Genomic DNA, 16,385 nt, shown 5'->3' on the forward strand with positions numbered 1-16,385 from the left:
CTCTAGCGCCCGTACGGCGCGTGCGCGACCACGTGGTCGCGCAACCGCGTGGCGACGGGTGCGAGCGGACGGTCGGTGCGCCAGGTGAGGCCGATCGTCCGTCGGGCTCGCGGGTTGCGGATCCGCAGGCCGATCGTCCCGGACACCCCGGCCATCGTCTCCGGGACGATCGCGACACCGAGGCCGGCGGCGACCAGGCCCTCGATGGTGGCGAGGTCGGCGCTCTCGAAGGAGACCGGGGGAGCGACGCCCGCGTCGGCGAGCAGGCCGTCGACCAGAGAGCTGTGGCCGAAGCCGGGCGGGGTGGTCACCAGGTCGTCGTCGGCGAGCTCGGCCAGGTCGACCACCTTGCGCTCGCGCAGCCGGTGGGAGGGGCCGACGGCCACGACCAGTCGCTCCTCCTGCAGGGGCACCCAGGCGAAGTCACCGGGCGGGCGCGCGGACATGATCGCGAGCTCGGCAGCACCGGTTGCCAGGTCGCGCATCATGTCGTGTCCCGGCTCCTGGGTCAGCTCGACCCGGACCAGCGGCGCCTGCTCGTGGAAGCCGCGCAGGATCTGTGGGACCAGCGAGGTCGCGATCGAGTCGAGGAACGCCAGCCTGACGATCCCGCTCTCGGGGTCGTGCCGGGTGGCGAGCTCGTGACGCAGCTGCTGGTAGCGGCCCAGGACCTCGCGCGCCGTGGCCACGACCAGCTCACCGTCCGGCGTGGTGACCAGGCCGTGCGGGACGCGCTCGAACAGGCGTACGCCGAGCTCGTCCTCGACCCGGGCCAGGGCCCGGGAGAGCGTCGGCTGGCTGACGCGCAGCACCGCCGCGGTGTCGGTGACGTGCTCGTTGTCGGCCAGCGCGACGATCCACTCGAGGTCACGCACCAGCATGGTCGCCATCATACGCAAGACGCATGGAGATCGAGGCTGCGAGACATTGGACGTATGCGGTTGCACGGCGCAGGCTGATCCGGTGAGCAAGCAGCGAACACTGGAGCAGCCCGCGCTCGAGACGGTCGGGCACCTCCCGGGCAGTGCGGGCTACCGCCGGATCATGGCGGCGATGTTCGCCGCCGGGATGGCGACCTTCGTCCTCCTCTACGCGACGCAGGCGCTGCTGCCCGAGCTCCACGCGACCTTCCACGTCAGCCCGACCCAGGCCACGCTGAGCATGTCGCTGACCACGGCGGGCCTCGCGCTCGGCCTGCTCGTCGCTGGCCCGGCGTCCGAGGTCCTGGGCCGTACGCCGCTGATCGTCGGCTCGACCTGGGCAGCGACCCTTGTCGCGTGCCTGACACCGTTCGCCCCGTCCTGGCAGGCATTCCTGACCCTGCGGCTGCTCGAGGGGGTCGTGCTCGCGGGCCTGCCGGCGGTCGCGACGGCGTACCTGCGCGAGGAGCTGCACGCCAGCGCGCTGGCGAAGGCGACCGGCCTCTACATCGGCGGTACGGCGCTCGGCGGCATGGCCGGTCGCCTGCTGACCGCCCCCGTCGCCGACGCGGCCGGGTGGCGGTGGGCGATGGCGGTCGCCGCGTTGTTCGCCCTCGGCTGCGCCGTCGCGGTCACCGCCGCCCTCCCCGCCTCCCGGAACTTCGTGCCTCGGCCCCGCGGCGGCGCCGAGCTCGGGGCCATGGCCCGGGTGGCGCTCGCCGACCCGGCGCTGCGCAGCCTCTACCTGCTCGGCGCCTGCGCGGTCGGCACCCTGGTCGCGGTCTTCAACGCCCTCGGCTTCCGGCTGACCTCCGCTCCCTTCCACCTGAGCCTCGGCGCGATCAGCCTGCTCTACCTCGTCTACCCCCTCGGCACCGTCAGCTCGACGGTCTCGGGTGCCCTCGCCGACCGGTTCGGCCGACGTGCGGTGCTGCCCTCGGGGTGCGCGCTGGCGGTCCTCGGGGTGCTCCTCACGATGCTCCCGTCGCTGGCCGCGATCGTCGCCGGCCTGGCCTGCCTGACCGCCGGGTTCTTCGTGATGCACGGCCTCGCCAGCGGGTGGGTGGCCGTCCGGGCGCACCTGGCCGGTGCGAGCGCGAGCCAGGCGGCGGCCTTCTACCTGTGCTCCTACTACGTGGGTTCGTCGGTGTTCGGCAGCCTCGGTGGCAGCGCGTGGTCGGCGTACGGATGGGGCGGCGTCGGGATGCTCGCACTGGCGCTCCTCGCCTGTGCCGGGGTGGCGACCGCCCGCCTGCGCCGGATCCCGGTACTTCCGGGTTCGGCGCTCCCGGCCCTTGGGTAGTCTCCCTGCGTCAGGTGGGACGATCGAGGGGATGCTGAGCGTGGGGACTGCGTGGGGGATCGCGGTGGCAGGACGTAGGACACGCGTGCGACTGGCGGCGGGCCTGGCCCTGCTGCTCGCGCTGACATTGCTGGTCGCCGGTCACGGCAGCCTGACTCCCGCCGAGGCGGCCCCGGTGGCTGCCAGCCCGGCAGGGGCGAGGGCCGAGAAGCCGAACCCGGCGTACGTCGTCCGGCCCGGCATCACGTTCAACCACCCGTTCCGCAACGGTCAGCGCGGCAAGATCCAGCGCAAGATCGTCAAGACTCTCAAGAACGTGCCGGCCGGTGGCCAGGTCCGGGTGATCACCTGGAACTTCGACTCGCCGTACCTCGCGCACAAGTTCATCGCGGCCCACGAGCGCGGCGTCTCGGTGCAGATCATCATGTCCCGCGGGCTCGCCCGCTCCCAGGGCAACAACCTGGCCCGGTCCTACCCGATGGTGCGGCGCGCCTTCGAGAGCGGCAACGAGGACCGGCCGAAGGAGCTGCGGAGCTGGATCCGCACCTGCACCCAGACCTGCCGCGGCAAGAAGGGGTCGATGCACTCGAAGCTGATGCTGGTGAACCGCTCGGGGGCGACCAGCTGGATCGTGATGCAGGGCTCCGGCAACTTCACCGGCGCCGCCGCCGTCCAGCAGTTCAACGACTGGACCACCGTCACCGAGAACCAGGCGCTCTACGACGGCTGGATGACGATGTGGAACCAGGCCGTGCAGGACCGGAACTTCCCGGCGCTGCGGTTCACGACCGGCAACGTCACCTCGATGTTCGCCCCCCACAAGGGCGAGGTCGACCCGGCCCTGAGCGTGCTCAACAAGGTGCAGTGCACCGGCGCCACCAACACCGTGAGCGGCCGCACCAAGGTGCGCATCGCCAACGCCGTGTGGGGCGAGGAGCGGGGCGCCCGGATCGCGCGGAAGGCCCGTCAGCTCGACCGCGCCGGCTGTGACGTCGAGATCGTCTTCATGATGATGCAGCGCCGCATCCGCGGGATCCTCAAGGGCATGCGGGCCAAGCAGATGGTCTACATCACCGGTCTGACGGCCAACAAGTTCAAGGACCGCTACGTCCACATGAAGGGCCTCGCCGTGCAGGGCAATGTCGACGGCCGCACCGACGGCAACGTCGTGCTCTCCAGCAGCGAGAACTGGACCCAGCTCGGCTGGCACTCCGACGAGGAGAACATCATCATCCGCGGCGACGCGGCGATGACCCAGAAGTACGTCGACCACGTCGACCTCATCTACCGGGAAGCGCCGCGCACGCTGGCCAACTACGTGAACTCCGCGGACCCCGACCCCCAGCCGCGGCCGGACCGGTACGCCGACCAGGGCTACCTCGGACCGAAGGACTACCCCTTCCACGAGCTCGAGGCGGAGCTCGACTGACCTGCGGGTGAGCCCCGCGCACCACGGTGCGCGGGGCGTCACACGTCACCGGTCGGGAAGGGTCGCCCGCCGGTCCAGCCGCCCCGCTGCGTCCAGCACCAGCACCTGGTCGAGCCCGAGGCTCTCCAGGAACAGGTGGTCATGGCTCACGACCAGCAGCGCGCCGCGGTATGCCGCGAGGGCCTCGGTGAGCTGCGCCACGCTCGACAGGTCGAGGTTGTTGGTCGGCTCGTCGAGGATCAGCAGGTCCGAGGGCGGGTCGGCGAGCAGGAGCGTCGCCAGCGCGACCCGGAACCTCTCGCCGCCCGACAGGGACCCGACGGCTCGGTCGACGCTCGACCCACGCAGGAGCAGCCGGCCGAGCTGGTTGCGGATGGTGCCGTCGGGCACGCCCGCAGCGGCTCGGCGCACGTTGGCGACCGCGTCGACCTCGTCGTCGAGCCCGTCCAGGCGTTGCGGCAGGAAGCCGAACCGGTCCGTCAGCAGGCGCCCGCTCGGTCCTCCCGGCGCGGGCGGCCGGCCGTGGACCAGGTGGTCGAGGAGTGTCGACTTGCCCGCGCCGTTCGGCCCGACGAGGGCGACCCGTTCGGGCCCCTGGACGACCGTGGTCCGTCCGTCCTGGTCGAGCTCGAGCAGCCGGCGGCCGCGCGGCACCGCCGGATCGGGCAGCACGAGACTGATGTGCTCGTCGCGACGCACCCGGGCGCCGGCGGAGTCGGCGGCCGCCTGAGCGGCGAGCACCTTCTCGTCGAGGGTCGACCGGAGCGAGCCCGCGGCGTTCTGCGCCTTGCTGGCCCGGTTGCCGGCGAGGATGCGAGGGATTCCGCCGTCCTTCTGCGTCCGACGGGCGGTCCGCTCCCGCCGCGCGAGCTTCGTCTCCGCCTCGGCGCGCTGGCGCCGCTCGACCTTCAGCGCCTGCTGGGCGGATCGCGCTGCCTGCTGGGCAGCAGCCTGCTCCTGCGCGACGTGCTCGCGCCACGCACTGTACGGACCGCCGAAGGTGGACAGCTCGCCGCCGCGGAGCTCGGCGGTGTGGTCGACGTGCTCGAGCAGCTCGAGGTCGTGGCTGACGACGACGAGGGTGCCGGGCCACTGGTCGACGAACTGTGCCAACCGGGCCCGGGTCGGGCGGTCGAGGTTGTTGGTCGGCTCGTCGAGGAGGGTGATCGGCGTACGCCGGATCCGCATGCCGGTGACGGCGATCAACCTCGCCTCGCCTCCGGAGAGCTCCGCCACCCGTCTCCCCAGGTCGCGGGCGCCGAAGCCGATCTGGTCGAGGAGCTCGTCGGCACGGGCCTCGATGTCCCAGTCCTCGCCGATGGTCTCGAAGTGTCGCGGGTCGGTGTCGCCACGCTCGATCGCATCGATCGCGTCGACGACGTCCCGGACGCCGAGCAGGTCGGCGATCGTCGTACCGGACTGGAGGGTGAGGGTCTGGGGGAGGTAGCCGACCTCGCCGGCCGTGACGACCGCGCCGGAGGTGGGGCGCAGCAGGCCGGCGACCAGTCGCAGCAGCGTCGACTTCCCGGCTCCGTTGCGGCCGACGAGGCCGGTCCGTCCGGCGTTGAGTGAGCCGTTGAGGTGGTCGAGCGCGACGGTGCCGTCGGGCCACTCGAAGGAGAGGTCGCGCAGGGTGATGACAGGGGACATGGCTGGGTCCGTTCGTGACGGGCCGACGACGGCGCGCTCGTTCGCGGCACACGTCGCCGGCGGGAACCGGATGAGGGAAGACGTCGAGTTCCGGACCGGTGCGTGGGCAGGCAGGGGCCGCGCCCACGCGGAGCGCCGCCCTCGGATCCGCCGCCCGGGTCCGGGCGGCTAGCGTCTGTCGACCTCGATCAGCACAGGTCGAGGCTAGCCCGCGGCGGACCGCCGCGCGCAACCGACGGGCTGCGGTGCCGTGTGGCCCTGCCTGACATCCTGACCGGGTGAGCGAACCAGTCCTCTCGGTGCGTGGTCTGGCGCGCACCTTCGGCGAGCACCGGGTCCTCGCGGACCTCGACCTCGAGGTCCGTGCCGGGACGGCAGCGGTGCTGGTGGGGCCCAACGGAGCGGGCAAGTCCACGGCGCTGCGCTGCATCACCGGCGCGGACCAGCCGGACGCCGGCACGGTCGAGGTCCTGGGGGTGCCGCTGGACGAGCGATCCCCGACGATCCGGGCGGCGATGGCCGTCGTCATGGACGACCTCGACTTCTTCCCGGACCTCACCGTCGTCGAGCACCTCGACCTCTTCGCCCGTGCCCATCGCACCGCGGACGCCGATGCCGTGGTCGACGGTGTGCTCGACGAGGTCGGGCTGACCGCTCAGTCCGCTCAGCTCCCGACGTCCCTCTCGTCGGGCCAGCGCCGCCGGCTCGCCTTGGCCAGTGCCTTCGTCCGGCCGCGGCGCCTGCTGGTCCTCGACGAGCCCGAGCAGCGGCTCGACCAGGAGGGCCTGGCCTGGCTGGTCGATCGCCTGCGCGCCGAGAAGGCCGCGGGACTGGCGATCGTGCTGGCCAGCCACGCGCCGGCGCTCGTGGACGCGATCGCCGACGACGTGGTCAGCCTGGCGCGCCCGTCGTGAGCCGCCGGTGAGGACGACCGAGGCCCGCGAGCTGAGGGCCGACATCCGCTTCTGGCGACGCAGCCGCCGCACGCTCTCGCTGGGTGAGGCGCTGCAGGACCTGTACATCGGCGTCTTCGCCGTGCTGATGCTGGGCTCGATGCTGGTCAGCGTCCTGGTGAACCTCTCCGACGTCGGAGACCGTGCGTGCGTGGCCTCCGACTGCGCGGCAGCGCGATCACTGCTGCCCTGGTTGGTGGCCGGCACCCTGCTCGCAGTGCTGTGGTCGCTGGCCCGGATGGTCGGCCCGGTCGCGGTCAGCCCCGGTGTCGCCGCCTGGCTGCTGCCGAGCCCGGTCGACCGTGGCGAGCTGCTCCGCGGCCGAGCCCGGGGCACGACGCTCCTGGCCGCCGCCCTCGTCGGCCCGATCGCCGCCGGCTCCGCGGTCCTGGCCGGGTACGACGTCGGCGCCCTGGCCCTGTTCACGGCGGGCGCGGCCGCGCTGGCGTCGTACGGCGTCGGGGCGCTGGTGCAGGCCCAGGCGTCGCCCGGACGTCGGCACCCGGCGCACCTGCTGGGGCCGGCCAGCCTGCTGGCGGTCGGTGCCGGCCTGGCTGCGATCGCGGCGTCGCGTGCCCCCGACGTCGCGGCCGGCTCGTCCGCGCGGATCCTGTCCCTGGCCGCCGTCGGCCTGCTCGCCGCGGGCGTGGTGTCGGTGCTGGTCCGCGCCCGGGCACTGACCGCCCGGTTGCGGCGACGCGACGTGGCGCCGGGCGGCCTGCTCGTCCCGGGCCTGGGCGGTGCGCTCGCCACGCTCGACCTGGCCCTGATGTTCGACGTGCTCGTCGCCCACGCGAGCAGCCGGCGCGGATCGCTGCGTCCGCGGCGCGGAGGGCCGTCCGGGCTCGCCGCGCTGGCCTGGCGCGACGTGGTCCGGCTGCGCCGCCAGCCCGGGCGCCTGGTGCTGCTGGCGGCCTCGCTCCTGGTGCCGTACGCCGTCGCCGCGGTCGGCGGCCGGGTCGTGGTGGTGCTCGTCGAGGTCGTCGTCTGCTTCGTCCTCGTGGTGCCGTTCCTGGTGGCGCTGCGGGTGCTGACCCGGTCCTCGGGCATGGCGCGGATGTTCCCGGCGGGACTGGCGCCGACCCGGGCGGCTGCGGTCGTCGTACCGGGGACGCTGCTGGTCGTCCACGGCCTGCTCAGCGCACCCGCCCTGCACCGCACCCTCACCGCACCGGCGAGCGACCTCGCCCTGCTGGGTGCTGCGTCCGGCGTCGGCGGGCTGGCCGCAGGGGTGCGGTGGGTGACCGGCCGGCCACCCGACTACGGTCGCCCGCTGGTGTCCACGCCGGCCGGTGGAGTCCCGACGAACCTGTACGGCAGCGTGCTGCGTGGCGTCGACATCGCGGTCCTGACCGCTCTCCCGATGCTGCTCAGCCCGACCCCGGGTGGGGCGCTCGCCTCGCTCGTGGTGTCGGTGGGCGTGATCGGCTACCTCTGCGGGCGGCGCTGAGTCCCGCTCAGCGGTGTCAACCTAGCACTTGCTTGGTATCTCCCTTATGATCCTCCTTCGGAGGACGACGAAAGGGATTCCGTGGCGTACAGCATCGACATGACCGGCCAGGTGGTCCTCGTGACCGGCGGGGGCAAGGGCGTGGGCGACGGCATCGTCCAGGCGTTCCTCGAGGCCGGTGCGACGGTGGAGATCTGCGGCCGGAGCACACCGGACTCCCTGCGCGAGGGCGTGCACTTCTCGTCCGTCGACGTCCGCGTGCCCGAGCAGGTCACGGCGTGGGTCGATGCCGTCGTAGGCCGCCACGGCCGCATCGACGTCGCGGTCAACAACGCCGGCGGCGCGCCCTTCGCCCAGTTCGACGCCGGATCGGCGCGCTTCCACGCGAAGATCAACGACCTCAACTTCATGTCCGCGGTCTACGTCGGCCTCGCCGTGCGCCCGCACCTGAAGGAGACCGGCGGGTCGATGGTCAACATCACCTCGATCTCCGCCCGGCGCTGCAGCCCCGGCACCGCCGTGTACGGCGCCGCGAAGGCGGCCCTCGAGAGCCTCACCGCCAGCCTCGGCGTCGAGTGGGCGCCCGAGGTCCGCGTCAACGCGGTCAGCTGCGGCCTCGTCGAGACGCCCGGCTCGGCCGACCACTACGGCGACGCGGAGCAGTTCGCCGCGGTCGCCGCCACCATCCCGCGGGGCGTCTTCGCCACGCCGCTGGAGGTCGGGCAGGCGTGCGTCTTCCTGGCCTCGCCGCTCGCGACCCACATCACCGGAGCCGTCCTCAACGTCGACGGCGGCGGCGAGTGGCCCGCCTTCCTCCAGCACACCCCCAACGCCTGAACCAGGAGCTCTCCGTGCCCGAAGCAGTCATCGTCTCCGCCGCCCGCTCGCCGATCGGGCGCGCCTACAAGGGCTCGCTGCGCGAGATGCGGCCCGACGACCTGGCCGCCCAGATGGTCGACGCGGCGCTGTCCGCCGTACCCGAGCTGGACCGCACCCTCGTCGAGGACCTGGTGATGGGCTGCGCGCAGCCCGCCGGCGAGCAGGGCTACAACATCGGTCGCATGGTCGCCATGCGCCTGGGCCTCGACGGCGTCCCCGGCGCCACCGTGCACCGCTACTGCGCCTCGTCGCTGCAGGCGACCCGGATGGCGCTGCACGCCATCCGCGCCGGTGAGGGCGACGTCTTCGTCGCCGCCGGCGTCGAGACGGTGTCCCGCTTCCAGCACGGCAAGGCCGACGGCATGCCCGACACCCGCAACCCGCTGTACGCCGAGGCCGCCGAGCGCGCCGCCGCCAAGGCCCTGGCCCGCGAGCCGTGGGTCGACCCGCGCTCGCTCGGTGAGCTCCCGGACGTCTACCTCGCGATGGGCGAGACCGCCGAGAACGTCGCCCGCCACTGCAACGTGTCCCGCGAGGCCCAGGACGAGTACGCCGTGCGCAGCCAGAACCTCGCCGAGGCCGCTGCCCAGCGCGGCTTCTGGAAGACCGACATCACCCCGGTCACGCTCGCCGACGGCACCGTCGTCGACAGCGACGACGGCCCGCGTGCCGGGGTCACCCTGGAGAAGGTCGCCTCGATGGCGCCCGTCTTCCACCCCGAGGGCACCGTCACCGCCGCCAACTGCTGCCCCCTCAACGACGCTGCTGCCGCGCTCGTCATCATGAGCGACACCCGCGCCGCCGAGCTCGGCATCACGCCGCTGGCCCGCGTCGTCTCGACCGGCGTCTCGGCGCTGAGCCCCGAGATCATGGGCCTGGGCCCGGTCGAGGCCAGCCGTCAGGCGATCGCCCGCGCCGGCCTGTCCGTCGGCGACGTCGACCTCGTCGAGATGAACGAGGCCTTCGCCGCCCAGGTCCTGCCGTGCATCGACCAGCTCGGCCTCGACCTCGACCGGGTCAACGTCAACGGCGGCGCGATCGCGCTGGGGCACCCGTTCGGCTCCACCGGCGCCCGGATGGCCACCACGCTGATCCACGGCCTGCAGGAGCGCGACGCGCAGTTCGGTCTCGAGACCATGTGCGCCGCCGGCGGCCAGGGCATGGCGATGGTGCTCGAGCGCCTGAGCTGACCGGCCGCTCAACGGCTCCACGAACGCCAGACCCCGCCCCGGGAAAGCCGAGGCGGGGTCTGGAACGTCCTCGCCGCCCTACGTCGGCGAGCGGGTCCTACTTGTTGGCCTTCTTGGCGCGGCTGGCGGCCTTGGCGCGCTCGTTGGCGTCGAGGTTGACCTTGCGGATGCGCACGGTCTCCGGGGTGATCTCGACGCACTCGTCCTCGCGGCAGAACTCCAGGCACTGCTCGAGGGAGAGCTTCTTCGGCGGGATGAGCTTCTCGAAGTTGTCGGAGGTGGCGGACCGGATGTTGGTCTGCTGCTTCTCCTTGGTGATGTTGACGTCCATGTCGTCGGCGCGCGAGTTCTCGCCGACGATCATGCCCTCGTAGACCTCGGTCGACGGCTCGACGAAGAGCACGCCGCGCTCCTGCAGCGAGGTCATGGCGTACGCCGTCGCGGCGCCCGCGCGGTCGGCCACGAGCGAGCCGGACTGGCGGCTGCGGATCTCGCCGGCCCACGGGAAGTAGCCCTCGGAGATCGAGTGCGCGATGCCGGTGCCGCGGGTCTCGGTGAGGAAGTCGGTGCGGAAGCCGATCAGGCCGCGTGCCGGGACGATGAACTCCATGCGGACCCAGCCGGTGCCGTGGTTGGTCATGCCCTCCATCCGGCCCTTGCGGTTGGCGAGGAGCTCGGTGATGGTGCCGAGGAACTCCTCGGGGGCGTCGATGGTGAGCCGCTCGAAGGGCTCGTGCACCTTGCCGTCGACCTCGCGCACGACGACCTGCGGCTTGCCGACGGTGAGCTCGTAGCCCTCGCGTCGCATCTGCTCGACGAGGATCGCCAGCGCCAGCTCGCCGCGGCCCTGGACCTCCCACGCGTCGGGACGCTCGGTCGGCAGGACGCGGAGCGACACGTTGCCGATCAGCTCGGAGTCGAGACGGTCCTTGACCAGGCGGGCGGTGACCTTGTGGCCCTTGCCGCCCTTGCCCACCAGCGGCGAGGTGTTGGTGCCGATGGTCATCGAGATGGCCGGCTCGTCGACGTGGATGAGCGGCAGGGCGACCGGGTTCTCCGGGTCGGCGAGGGTCTCGCCGATGGTGATGTCCGGGATGCCGGCGACCGCGACGATGTCACCGGGGCCGGCGGACTCGCCGGGCTTGCGCTCGAGGCCCTCGGTGATGAGGAGCTCGGTGATCTTGACGTTCTTGGCCACGCCGTCGCGGTTGATCCACGCGACGTTCTGGCCCTTCTTGAGGTTGCCCTGCTTGATGCGCAGCAGCGCGAGGCGACCCAGGAAGGGGGAGGCGTCGAGGTTGGTGACGTGGGCCTGCAGCGGCGCCTCGTCGTCGTACTCCGGCGCGGGGATGGTCTCCAGGATGGTCCGGAAGAGCGGCTCGAGGTCGTTGCCATCGGGCAGGGCGCCGTTCTCGGGCTTGGTGAGCGAGGCGATGCCCGCCTTGCCCGAGGCGTAGACGACCGGGAAGTCGAGCGCGTCCTGCGAGTGCGAGTCGTCGAGCAGGTCCATGAACAGCTCGTACGTCTCGTCGACGACCTCGTCGATGCGGGCGTCGCCACGGTCGGTCTTGTTGACCACCAGGATCACCGGCATGTCGGCGTTGAGCGCCTTGCGCAGCACGAAGCGGGTCTGGGGGAGCGGGCCCTCGGACGCGTCGACCAGCAGCACGATGCCGTCGACCATCGACAGTCCGCGCTCGACCTCGCCACCGAAGTCGGCGTGGCCGGGGGTGTCGATGATGTTGATGACCATGTCGCCGTTGGCCATCTCCTGCGCGGAGGGACCGCGGTAGTGGACCGCGGTGTTCTTCGCGAGGATGGTGATGCCCTTCTCGCGCTCGAGGTCACCGGAGTCCATCACGCGCTCGGCGACGCCCTCGGCCTGGTGCGCGCTGAAGGCACCGGCCTGGTGCAGCATCGCGTCGACGAGGGTCGTCTTGCCGTGGTCGACGTGGGCGACGATGGCTACGTTGCGGAGATCGGTGCGACGAGTCTGGGACACGAGGGACCAGCCTACTTGCGTTGGACCTTCCCCCTCGCATCGTCGGCAGCACCCTAGACTCCCCCCATGCAGACCATCGGCCTCGTCGGCGGCATGTCCTGGGAGAGCAGTGCGGCGTACTACGAGGCGCTGAACCGCGGCGTCGAGGAGCGTCTCGGCGGCTTCCACTCGGCGCAGAGCGTGATGGCCTCGGTCGACTTCGCCGAGGTCACCCGGCTCCAGGAGGTCGAGGACTGGGACGGCGTCGCCGCCATCCTCCGCGCCGCGGCCGAGTCGGTCGAGCGCGCCGGCGCCGACTTCCTGATGCTCTGCACCACGACCTTCCACCGGGTCGCCGAGCAGGTCCAGGACGCCGTCTCGATCCCGCTGCTGCACCTCGGCGACGTCGTCGCCGAGGCCTGCAAGGCCGAGGGCGTCGAGAGCGTCGCGCTCCTCGGCACCAAGTTCGCGATGTCGCGCACCTTCTTCACCGACCGGATCGCCCGGCACGGCCTGTCGGTCATCGTCCCCGACGCCGTGCACCACGACGAGCTCAACCGGATCATCTACGACGAGCTGGTGCACGGGAAGGTCGTCGACGACTCCCGCCGTGCCGTGGTCGGCATGATCAGCGAGGCGTGGGACGCCGGCGCCGGCGGCGTCATCCTCGGCTGCTCCGAGCTGGAGCTGCTCATCCGCCAGGCCGACTCCGAGATCCCCGTCTTCCCCTGCACCACGCTGCACGTCACGGCGGCGCTGGACCGCGCGCTCGCCTGAGGGTCGCCGCTGCATGGATCCCTGACCGGGGTGACGGATCGGGCCAGAGTGATGGTGGTCGTGCTACGCCGCGCGCACCATCCGCTTGCTGCGCAGCTGCTCGAGGAAGGCCACGACGTCGTCGCGGCACATCTCGGCGGTGATGTCGTACTCCGCGGCGACCAGCGCGCACAGCTCGGTGAGGTCGCGCGGCTCGGCGAGGTGGCGCCACAGGCTGGCGGCGACGCCCTTCACGGCGTAGTACTCGCCCTGGTCGACGCCCATCATCACGAACTCCTCGCCCATCTCGACGGCGTGGAGGCCGGGATCACGCACCCACCGCTCGGGTCGGTCTCGTCGCATGCTGTTGCTCCTCTCGGATCGCGCGCCGACCCGAGGGCGCTCCAGGGGTGGTGGTGCTGCGGATGTCGGCGAGGATCGCGTCGGCGGACGCCGCGACGGAGTCCACGCCGTGGGGACGGTCCACCCGCGCGAGGCGGGCGGTGCGGGCCAGGTCGGCGCTGCGCGCGAGGTGGGTACGGCGCAGGTCGCCGACGAGGACCTCGTTGCGGTAGCTGTGCTCGTGCAGGCTGACGAAGGCCGCCGCCCCCGTGACGGGTACGACGCGCAGCGGGCCGTCGTACCGGTCGAGGACGTAGATCCACCGCACGGGCACCGGCAGCAGTGATCCGGAGCGGTCCAGCGGCACGTGGAACTTCGCGAACCGGTCGTCGACCCGGTCCAGGCCGGAGGAGGGAAGGCCGAGGCGGTCCAGGGCGTCCTGCCACAGCTTGATCCGAGGCCAGCCGGGGACCGCACGGCCCGCGGCGTCGACGGGCACGACGTCGTCGCTGAGGACCAGGTGGCCGCGGCGGTGCATCTCGGCGGCGAGCGTGGACTTGCCGGCACCGGAGTGGCCGAGGACGACCGCGCAGCCGCCGTCGACGACGAAGGCGTTGCCGTGCAGGACGAGCAGGCCGCGCTGGGTGAGCAGGCAGCCGAGGGCGGAGCCGAGGAGGAACAGCCGCAGCGCGTCGTCGGACGCACCGGGAGCGGGCTGGACCGTGATCAGGGAGCCGCCGGAGCAGGAGTAACGGGCGACCCCGGGTACGTCGATCCCGATCCGCTCGCCGTCGACCCACAGCCCCAGCGGGAGCCGCACGGCGTCCGCCGTGGGAGGGGCGACCGGTCCGAGGCGGACGACGACGTCGGGAGGTGCGCCGGGAGCGGCGTCACGGGCGAGGTCGGGCAGCGTGAGCTCGCTGTCGATGAGGAGTCCGTAGCCGGCGTACATGGGCGAGGTTCCGGGCCTAGGGCTGCCAGCTGAAGCTGCCGACCGGGGTCCAGTCGCGCACGGAGCCGCCCGTGACGGTGACGGTGCCGACGGTGACCCAGGCGTGCGCGAGGAGCTCGCCGGCATCACCGCGCAGCAGTCCGAAGACGACAGTGTGCGGCACCCGTGCGCCGCGCAGCAGGATGCGCGCGGTCAGGGCCTGCGGGTAGCAGTCGGACGTCCAGGGTGTCCGCGTGGCGGCGTACCGGACCGCCCGCCCGACCGCCCGGGCGCGCGCGAGGTCTCGCGCCGACGCGACCGGAGGCGCCGGGGGCCCTGCCGGGCCGGGTGCGGCCGGCTCGCCGAGGAGGCGACGTACGGCACCGAACGGCAGGACGACCGTCAGCAGCCGCGTGGCGCCCAGCAGGCACCACGCGACCGCGGCAGCAACAGCGAGACGGAAGGTCAGCTGCCGAGCCCGAGGGTGATGTCGATGTCGATGTCGATGCCCTGGGTCGCGGTGACGCTCAGGGTCTCCAGGACGGGTGCGACGTAGGTCAGCTTCATGTGAGCTCCTAGGGGGTGCAGGACGGAGGGAGGGAGTGCTCCGTCAGCGGTGCAACGCAACTGTGCTCCCGCAGGACACGCCTCTGGTGGCGGTTCGCCGGATTTTTAACCTTCCCGCCCACTCCGTTCCCCCGACGCCGCCGCGTGCCGCGTGCCACGCTCACGCCGTGACCGCCGCCGCGCTCGACCTGCTGTGCCGCCTGGTGAGCAGCGCGCTGGCGGCCGAGGAGGGCCGGACGATCGCCCCGGTCCCGCTCGGCGAGGTGCCGGCGCGCGACCTGCTCGACGCCGTACGACGGCACCGGGTCCCCGAGCTCCTCGCCTCGCGTGCCGGCGAGCTGGGACTGCCCGCCGACGTGGTCCGGGTCCTCGACGCGATGGTCGCGGGCTCCCGTCAGCGCCACCTGGTGCACACCCTCGAGACGGTCCGCGCCTGGCGGCTCCTCGACGCGGCCGGCATCGAGGCGGCCGTGTTCAAGGGGATCCCGCTGTCGGTGCTGACGACCGGGCGCCCGGACGCGCGCGGCGCCGGCGACGTCGACCTGCTGGTCCGGCCCGAGGCGGCCGCCGCGGCGCACCGGCTGCTGACCACGACCGGCTGGGCGCTGCACGAGCAGGGCCGCATCGAGCCGGGCATGTGGGCCTGGCGGCACGTGCTGCGCTGGGGCCACACGCTGACCTACCTCGGCGCGGGCGCCGACGTCGACCTGCACTGGCGGCTCGACGCCATGCCCGGCGCCCAGCCGGACACCGACGCGCTGCTGGCCCGTCGCACGACGGTCGAGGTGGGTGGCACCCGGGTCCCGACCCTCGCGCCGGCTGACGCGTTCCGGCACCTCGCCGGGCACCGCGAGGGCTGGATCTGGCTGCGCACCCTCGTCGACCTGCGCCGGCTGGCCCGTGACCCCGCGGTCTTCGGGCAGGAGCTGCCCGTGCCGGCGCTCACCTCGCTGGCCGCGGCCCGCGCGACGGTCGGCCTGCCGGACGCCGTGCCGGGCCGGGTGCTGGCCGCCCTCGACCGGATCCCCGACGCCACGCTGGCCCGGGCACGGGCCCACCACGAGCTGCCGGTCGCGATCTTCGGCGGTGCCGGGACCGGACGCGAGGTCCGCAACGGCATGGCATCGGTACGGCGCCCGCGGGACCTCCAGCAGCTGGCCGTCACCCTCGTGCTGCCGCCGCACGCGGCCCTGCCGATCCGCTCGGCCACCGCCTGGGGCGGGGTGCCGCGCGCCGTCGCGCTGCGGACGAGGCGCCTGGTCAGTCGCCGCTGACCCGGTGCACCTTGTGCGCGGCGGCCTGGGCGCGCGGCTTGATGACCAGCTCGTCGATGTTGACGTGCGGCGGCCGGGTGGCGACCCAGGTGATCGCGTCGGCGACGTCGTCGGCCACCAGCGGCTCCGCGACCCCGGCGTACACGGCGTCCGCGCGGGCCTGGTCGCCACCGAACCGGGTGAGCGCGAACTCGTCGGTGCGGACCATCCCCGGCGCCACCTCGCACACCCGGACCGGCTGGTCGAACAGCTCGAGGCGCAGCGTCTCGGTGACGACCTTGGTGCCGTGCTTGGCGGCCGTGTAGCCCGCGCCGCCCTCGTAGGCGATGCGGCCCGCGGTCGAGCCGACGTTGACGATCACGCCCGCCCCGCTCGCCACGAGCGCGGGCAGCAGGGCCTTGGTGACCTGCATCAGGCCGAGCACGTTGACGTCGTACATCCGGCGCCACTCGTCGGCGTCCGCCTCCGCGACCGGGGACAGCCCGAACGCGCCGCCGGCGTTGTTGACCAGCACGTCGAGCCGGGGGCCGACCGCCGCGGCCAGCCCGGCGACGGACTCCGCGGAGGTCACGTCGCACACCACGGCCCGGCCGCCGATCTCCGCGGCGAGCGCCTCGATCCGGTCGGCCCGGCGGGCGGCGCAGACCACCTCGAAGCCCTCGCGGGCGAGGTGACGGGCGGTGGCGGCGCCGATTCCGCTGGAGGCACCCGTGACGACGGCGAGGCGGGAGGTCATGGACCCCATCTTCGCGGATCGGGA

Annotated in this window: 15 protein-coding genes; 8 read left to right on the top strand and 7 right to left on the bottom strand. The window is 72.9% G+C overall.

Annotated features, from left to right (window positions below; translation table 11 throughout):
* Positions 1-2 precede the first annotated feature (2 nt).
* Complete coding sequence (locus tag BJ958_RS24600) at positions 3-881, bottom strand: LysR family transcriptional regulator (protein WP_179729418.1); 879 nt, start codon at positions 879-881, stop codon at positions 3-5.
* Between the two features lie 82 nt (positions 882-963).
* Here BJ958_RS24600 and BJ958_RS24605 point away from each other — a divergent pair, with 82 nt between their 5' ends.
* Together BJ958_RS24605 and BJ958_RS24610 are read left to right on the top strand one after the other, a co-directional pair.
* Positions 964-2,223, top strand: coding sequence for an MFS transporter (locus BJ958_RS24605; RefSeq protein ID WP_218865960.1), 1,260 nt, complete (start codon positions 964-966; stop codon positions 2,221-2,223).
* Between the two features lie 85 nt (positions 2,224-2,308).
* Positions 2,309-3,652, top strand: coding sequence for a phospholipase D-like domain-containing protein (locus BJ958_RS24610; protein WP_179729420.1), 1,344 nt, complete (start codon positions 2,309-2,311; stop codon positions 3,650-3,652).
* Positions 3,653-3,697: 45 nt separating this feature from the next.
* On the opposite strand, the gene BJ958_RS24615 is transcribed toward BJ958_RS24610, so the two are convergent.
* On the bottom strand, positions 3,698-5,302 hold the full coding sequence (locus BJ958_RS24615) for an ABC-F family ATP-binding cassette domain-containing protein (protein WP_179729421.1): 1,605 nt from the start codon (positions 5,300-5,302) through the stop codon (positions 3,698-3,700).
* Between the two features lie 278 nt (positions 5,303-5,580).
* On the opposite strand from BJ958_RS24615, the gene BJ958_RS24620 reads away from it, so the two are divergent.
* The 4 genes from BJ958_RS24620 (at position 5,581) to BJ958_RS24635 (ending at position 9,774) form a co-directional block, all read left to right on the top strand.
* On the top strand, positions 5,581-6,216 hold the full coding sequence (locus BJ958_RS24620; RefSeq protein ID WP_179729422.1) for an ATP-binding cassette domain-containing protein: 636 nt from the start codon (positions 5,581-5,583) through the stop codon (positions 6,214-6,216).
* Between the two features lie 7 nt (positions 6,217-6,223).
* A complete protein-coding gene (locus tag BJ958_RS24625) occupies positions 6,224-7,705 on the top strand; it encodes a DUF6297 family protein (RefSeq protein ID WP_179729423.1) in 1,482 nt (493 codons plus the stop codon).
* Positions 7,706-7,786: 81 nt separating this feature from the next.
* Positions 7,787-8,542 carry an SDR family oxidoreductase gene (locus BJ958_RS24630; RefSeq protein WP_179729424.1) on the top strand — a complete coding sequence of 252 codons (756 nt, stop codon included), beginning with the start codon at positions 7,787-7,789 and terminating at the stop codon, positions 8,540-8,542.
* A 14-nt stretch (positions 8,543-8,556) separates the two neighbouring features.
* Positions 8,557-9,774, top strand: coding sequence for an acetyl-CoA C-acetyltransferase (locus BJ958_RS24635; RefSeq protein ID WP_179729425.1), 1,218 nt, complete (start codon positions 8,557-8,559; stop codon positions 9,772-9,774).
* Positions 9,775-9,871: 97 nt separating this feature from the next.
* Here the strand turns inward: BJ958_RS24635 and typA are convergent, their stop codons facing one another.
* On the bottom strand, positions 9,872-11,776 hold the full coding sequence (gene typA / locus BJ958_RS24640) for a translational GTPase TypA (RefSeq protein WP_179729426.1): 1,905 nt from the start codon (positions 11,774-11,776) through the stop codon (positions 9,872-9,874).
* Positions 11,777-11,842: 66 nt separating this feature from the next.
* Here typA and BJ958_RS24645 point away from each other — a divergent pair, with 66 nt between their 5' ends.
* Positions 11,843-12,532, top strand: coding sequence for an aspartate/glutamate racemase family protein (locus BJ958_RS24645; protein ID WP_179729427.1), 690 nt, complete (start codon positions 11,843-11,845; stop codon positions 12,530-12,532).
* Positions 12,533-12,595: 63 nt separating this feature from the next.
* On the opposite strand, the gene BJ958_RS24650 is transcribed toward BJ958_RS24645, so the two are convergent.
* From BJ958_RS24650 to BJ958_RS24660, 3 genes are read right to left on the bottom strand one after another with little or no spacing between them, the layout of a single operon-like run.
* Positions 12,596-12,874, bottom strand: coding sequence for a PqqD family protein (locus BJ958_RS24650; protein ID WP_179729428.1), 279 nt, complete (start codon positions 12,872-12,874; stop codon positions 12,596-12,598).
* A complete protein-coding gene (locus tag BJ958_RS24655; RefSeq protein ID WP_179729429.1) occupies positions 12,840-13,805 on the bottom strand; it encodes a phosphoenolpyruvate carboxykinase (ATP) in 966 nt (321 codons plus the stop codon). Before BJ958_RS24655 ends, BJ958_RS24650 begins: the two co-directional genes overlap by 35 nt.
* 16 nt (positions 13,806-13,821) lie before the next feature.
* Positions 13,822-14,253, bottom strand: a complete 432-nt coding sequence (locus BJ958_RS24660; RefSeq protein ID WP_179730367.1) for a lasso peptide biosynthesis B2 protein — start codon at positions 14,251-14,253, stop codon at positions 13,822-13,824.
* A gap of 265 nt (positions 14,254-14,518) precedes the next feature.
* Between BJ958_RS24660 and BJ958_RS24665 the strand changes: the two genes are divergently transcribed.
* On the top strand, positions 14,519-15,625 hold the full coding sequence (locus BJ958_RS24665) for a nucleotidyltransferase family protein (RefSeq protein WP_179729430.1): 1,107 nt from the start codon (positions 14,519-14,521) through the stop codon (positions 15,623-15,625).
* On the opposite strand, the gene BJ958_RS24670 is transcribed toward BJ958_RS24665, so the two are convergent.
* Complete coding sequence (locus tag BJ958_RS24670; protein WP_179729431.1) at positions 15,612-16,361, bottom strand: SDR family NAD(P)-dependent oxidoreductase; 750 nt, start codon at positions 16,359-16,361, stop codon at positions 15,612-15,614. The genes BJ958_RS24665 and BJ958_RS24670 overlap by 14 nt on opposite strands.
* Positions 16,362-16,385: the final 24 nt, after the last annotated feature.

Origin of the sequence: Nocardioides kongjuensis (genome assembly GCF_013409625.1) — a bacterium.
GTDB lineage: Bacteria > Actinomycetota > Actinomycetes > Propionibacteriales > Nocardioidaceae > Nocardioides > Nocardioides kongjuensis.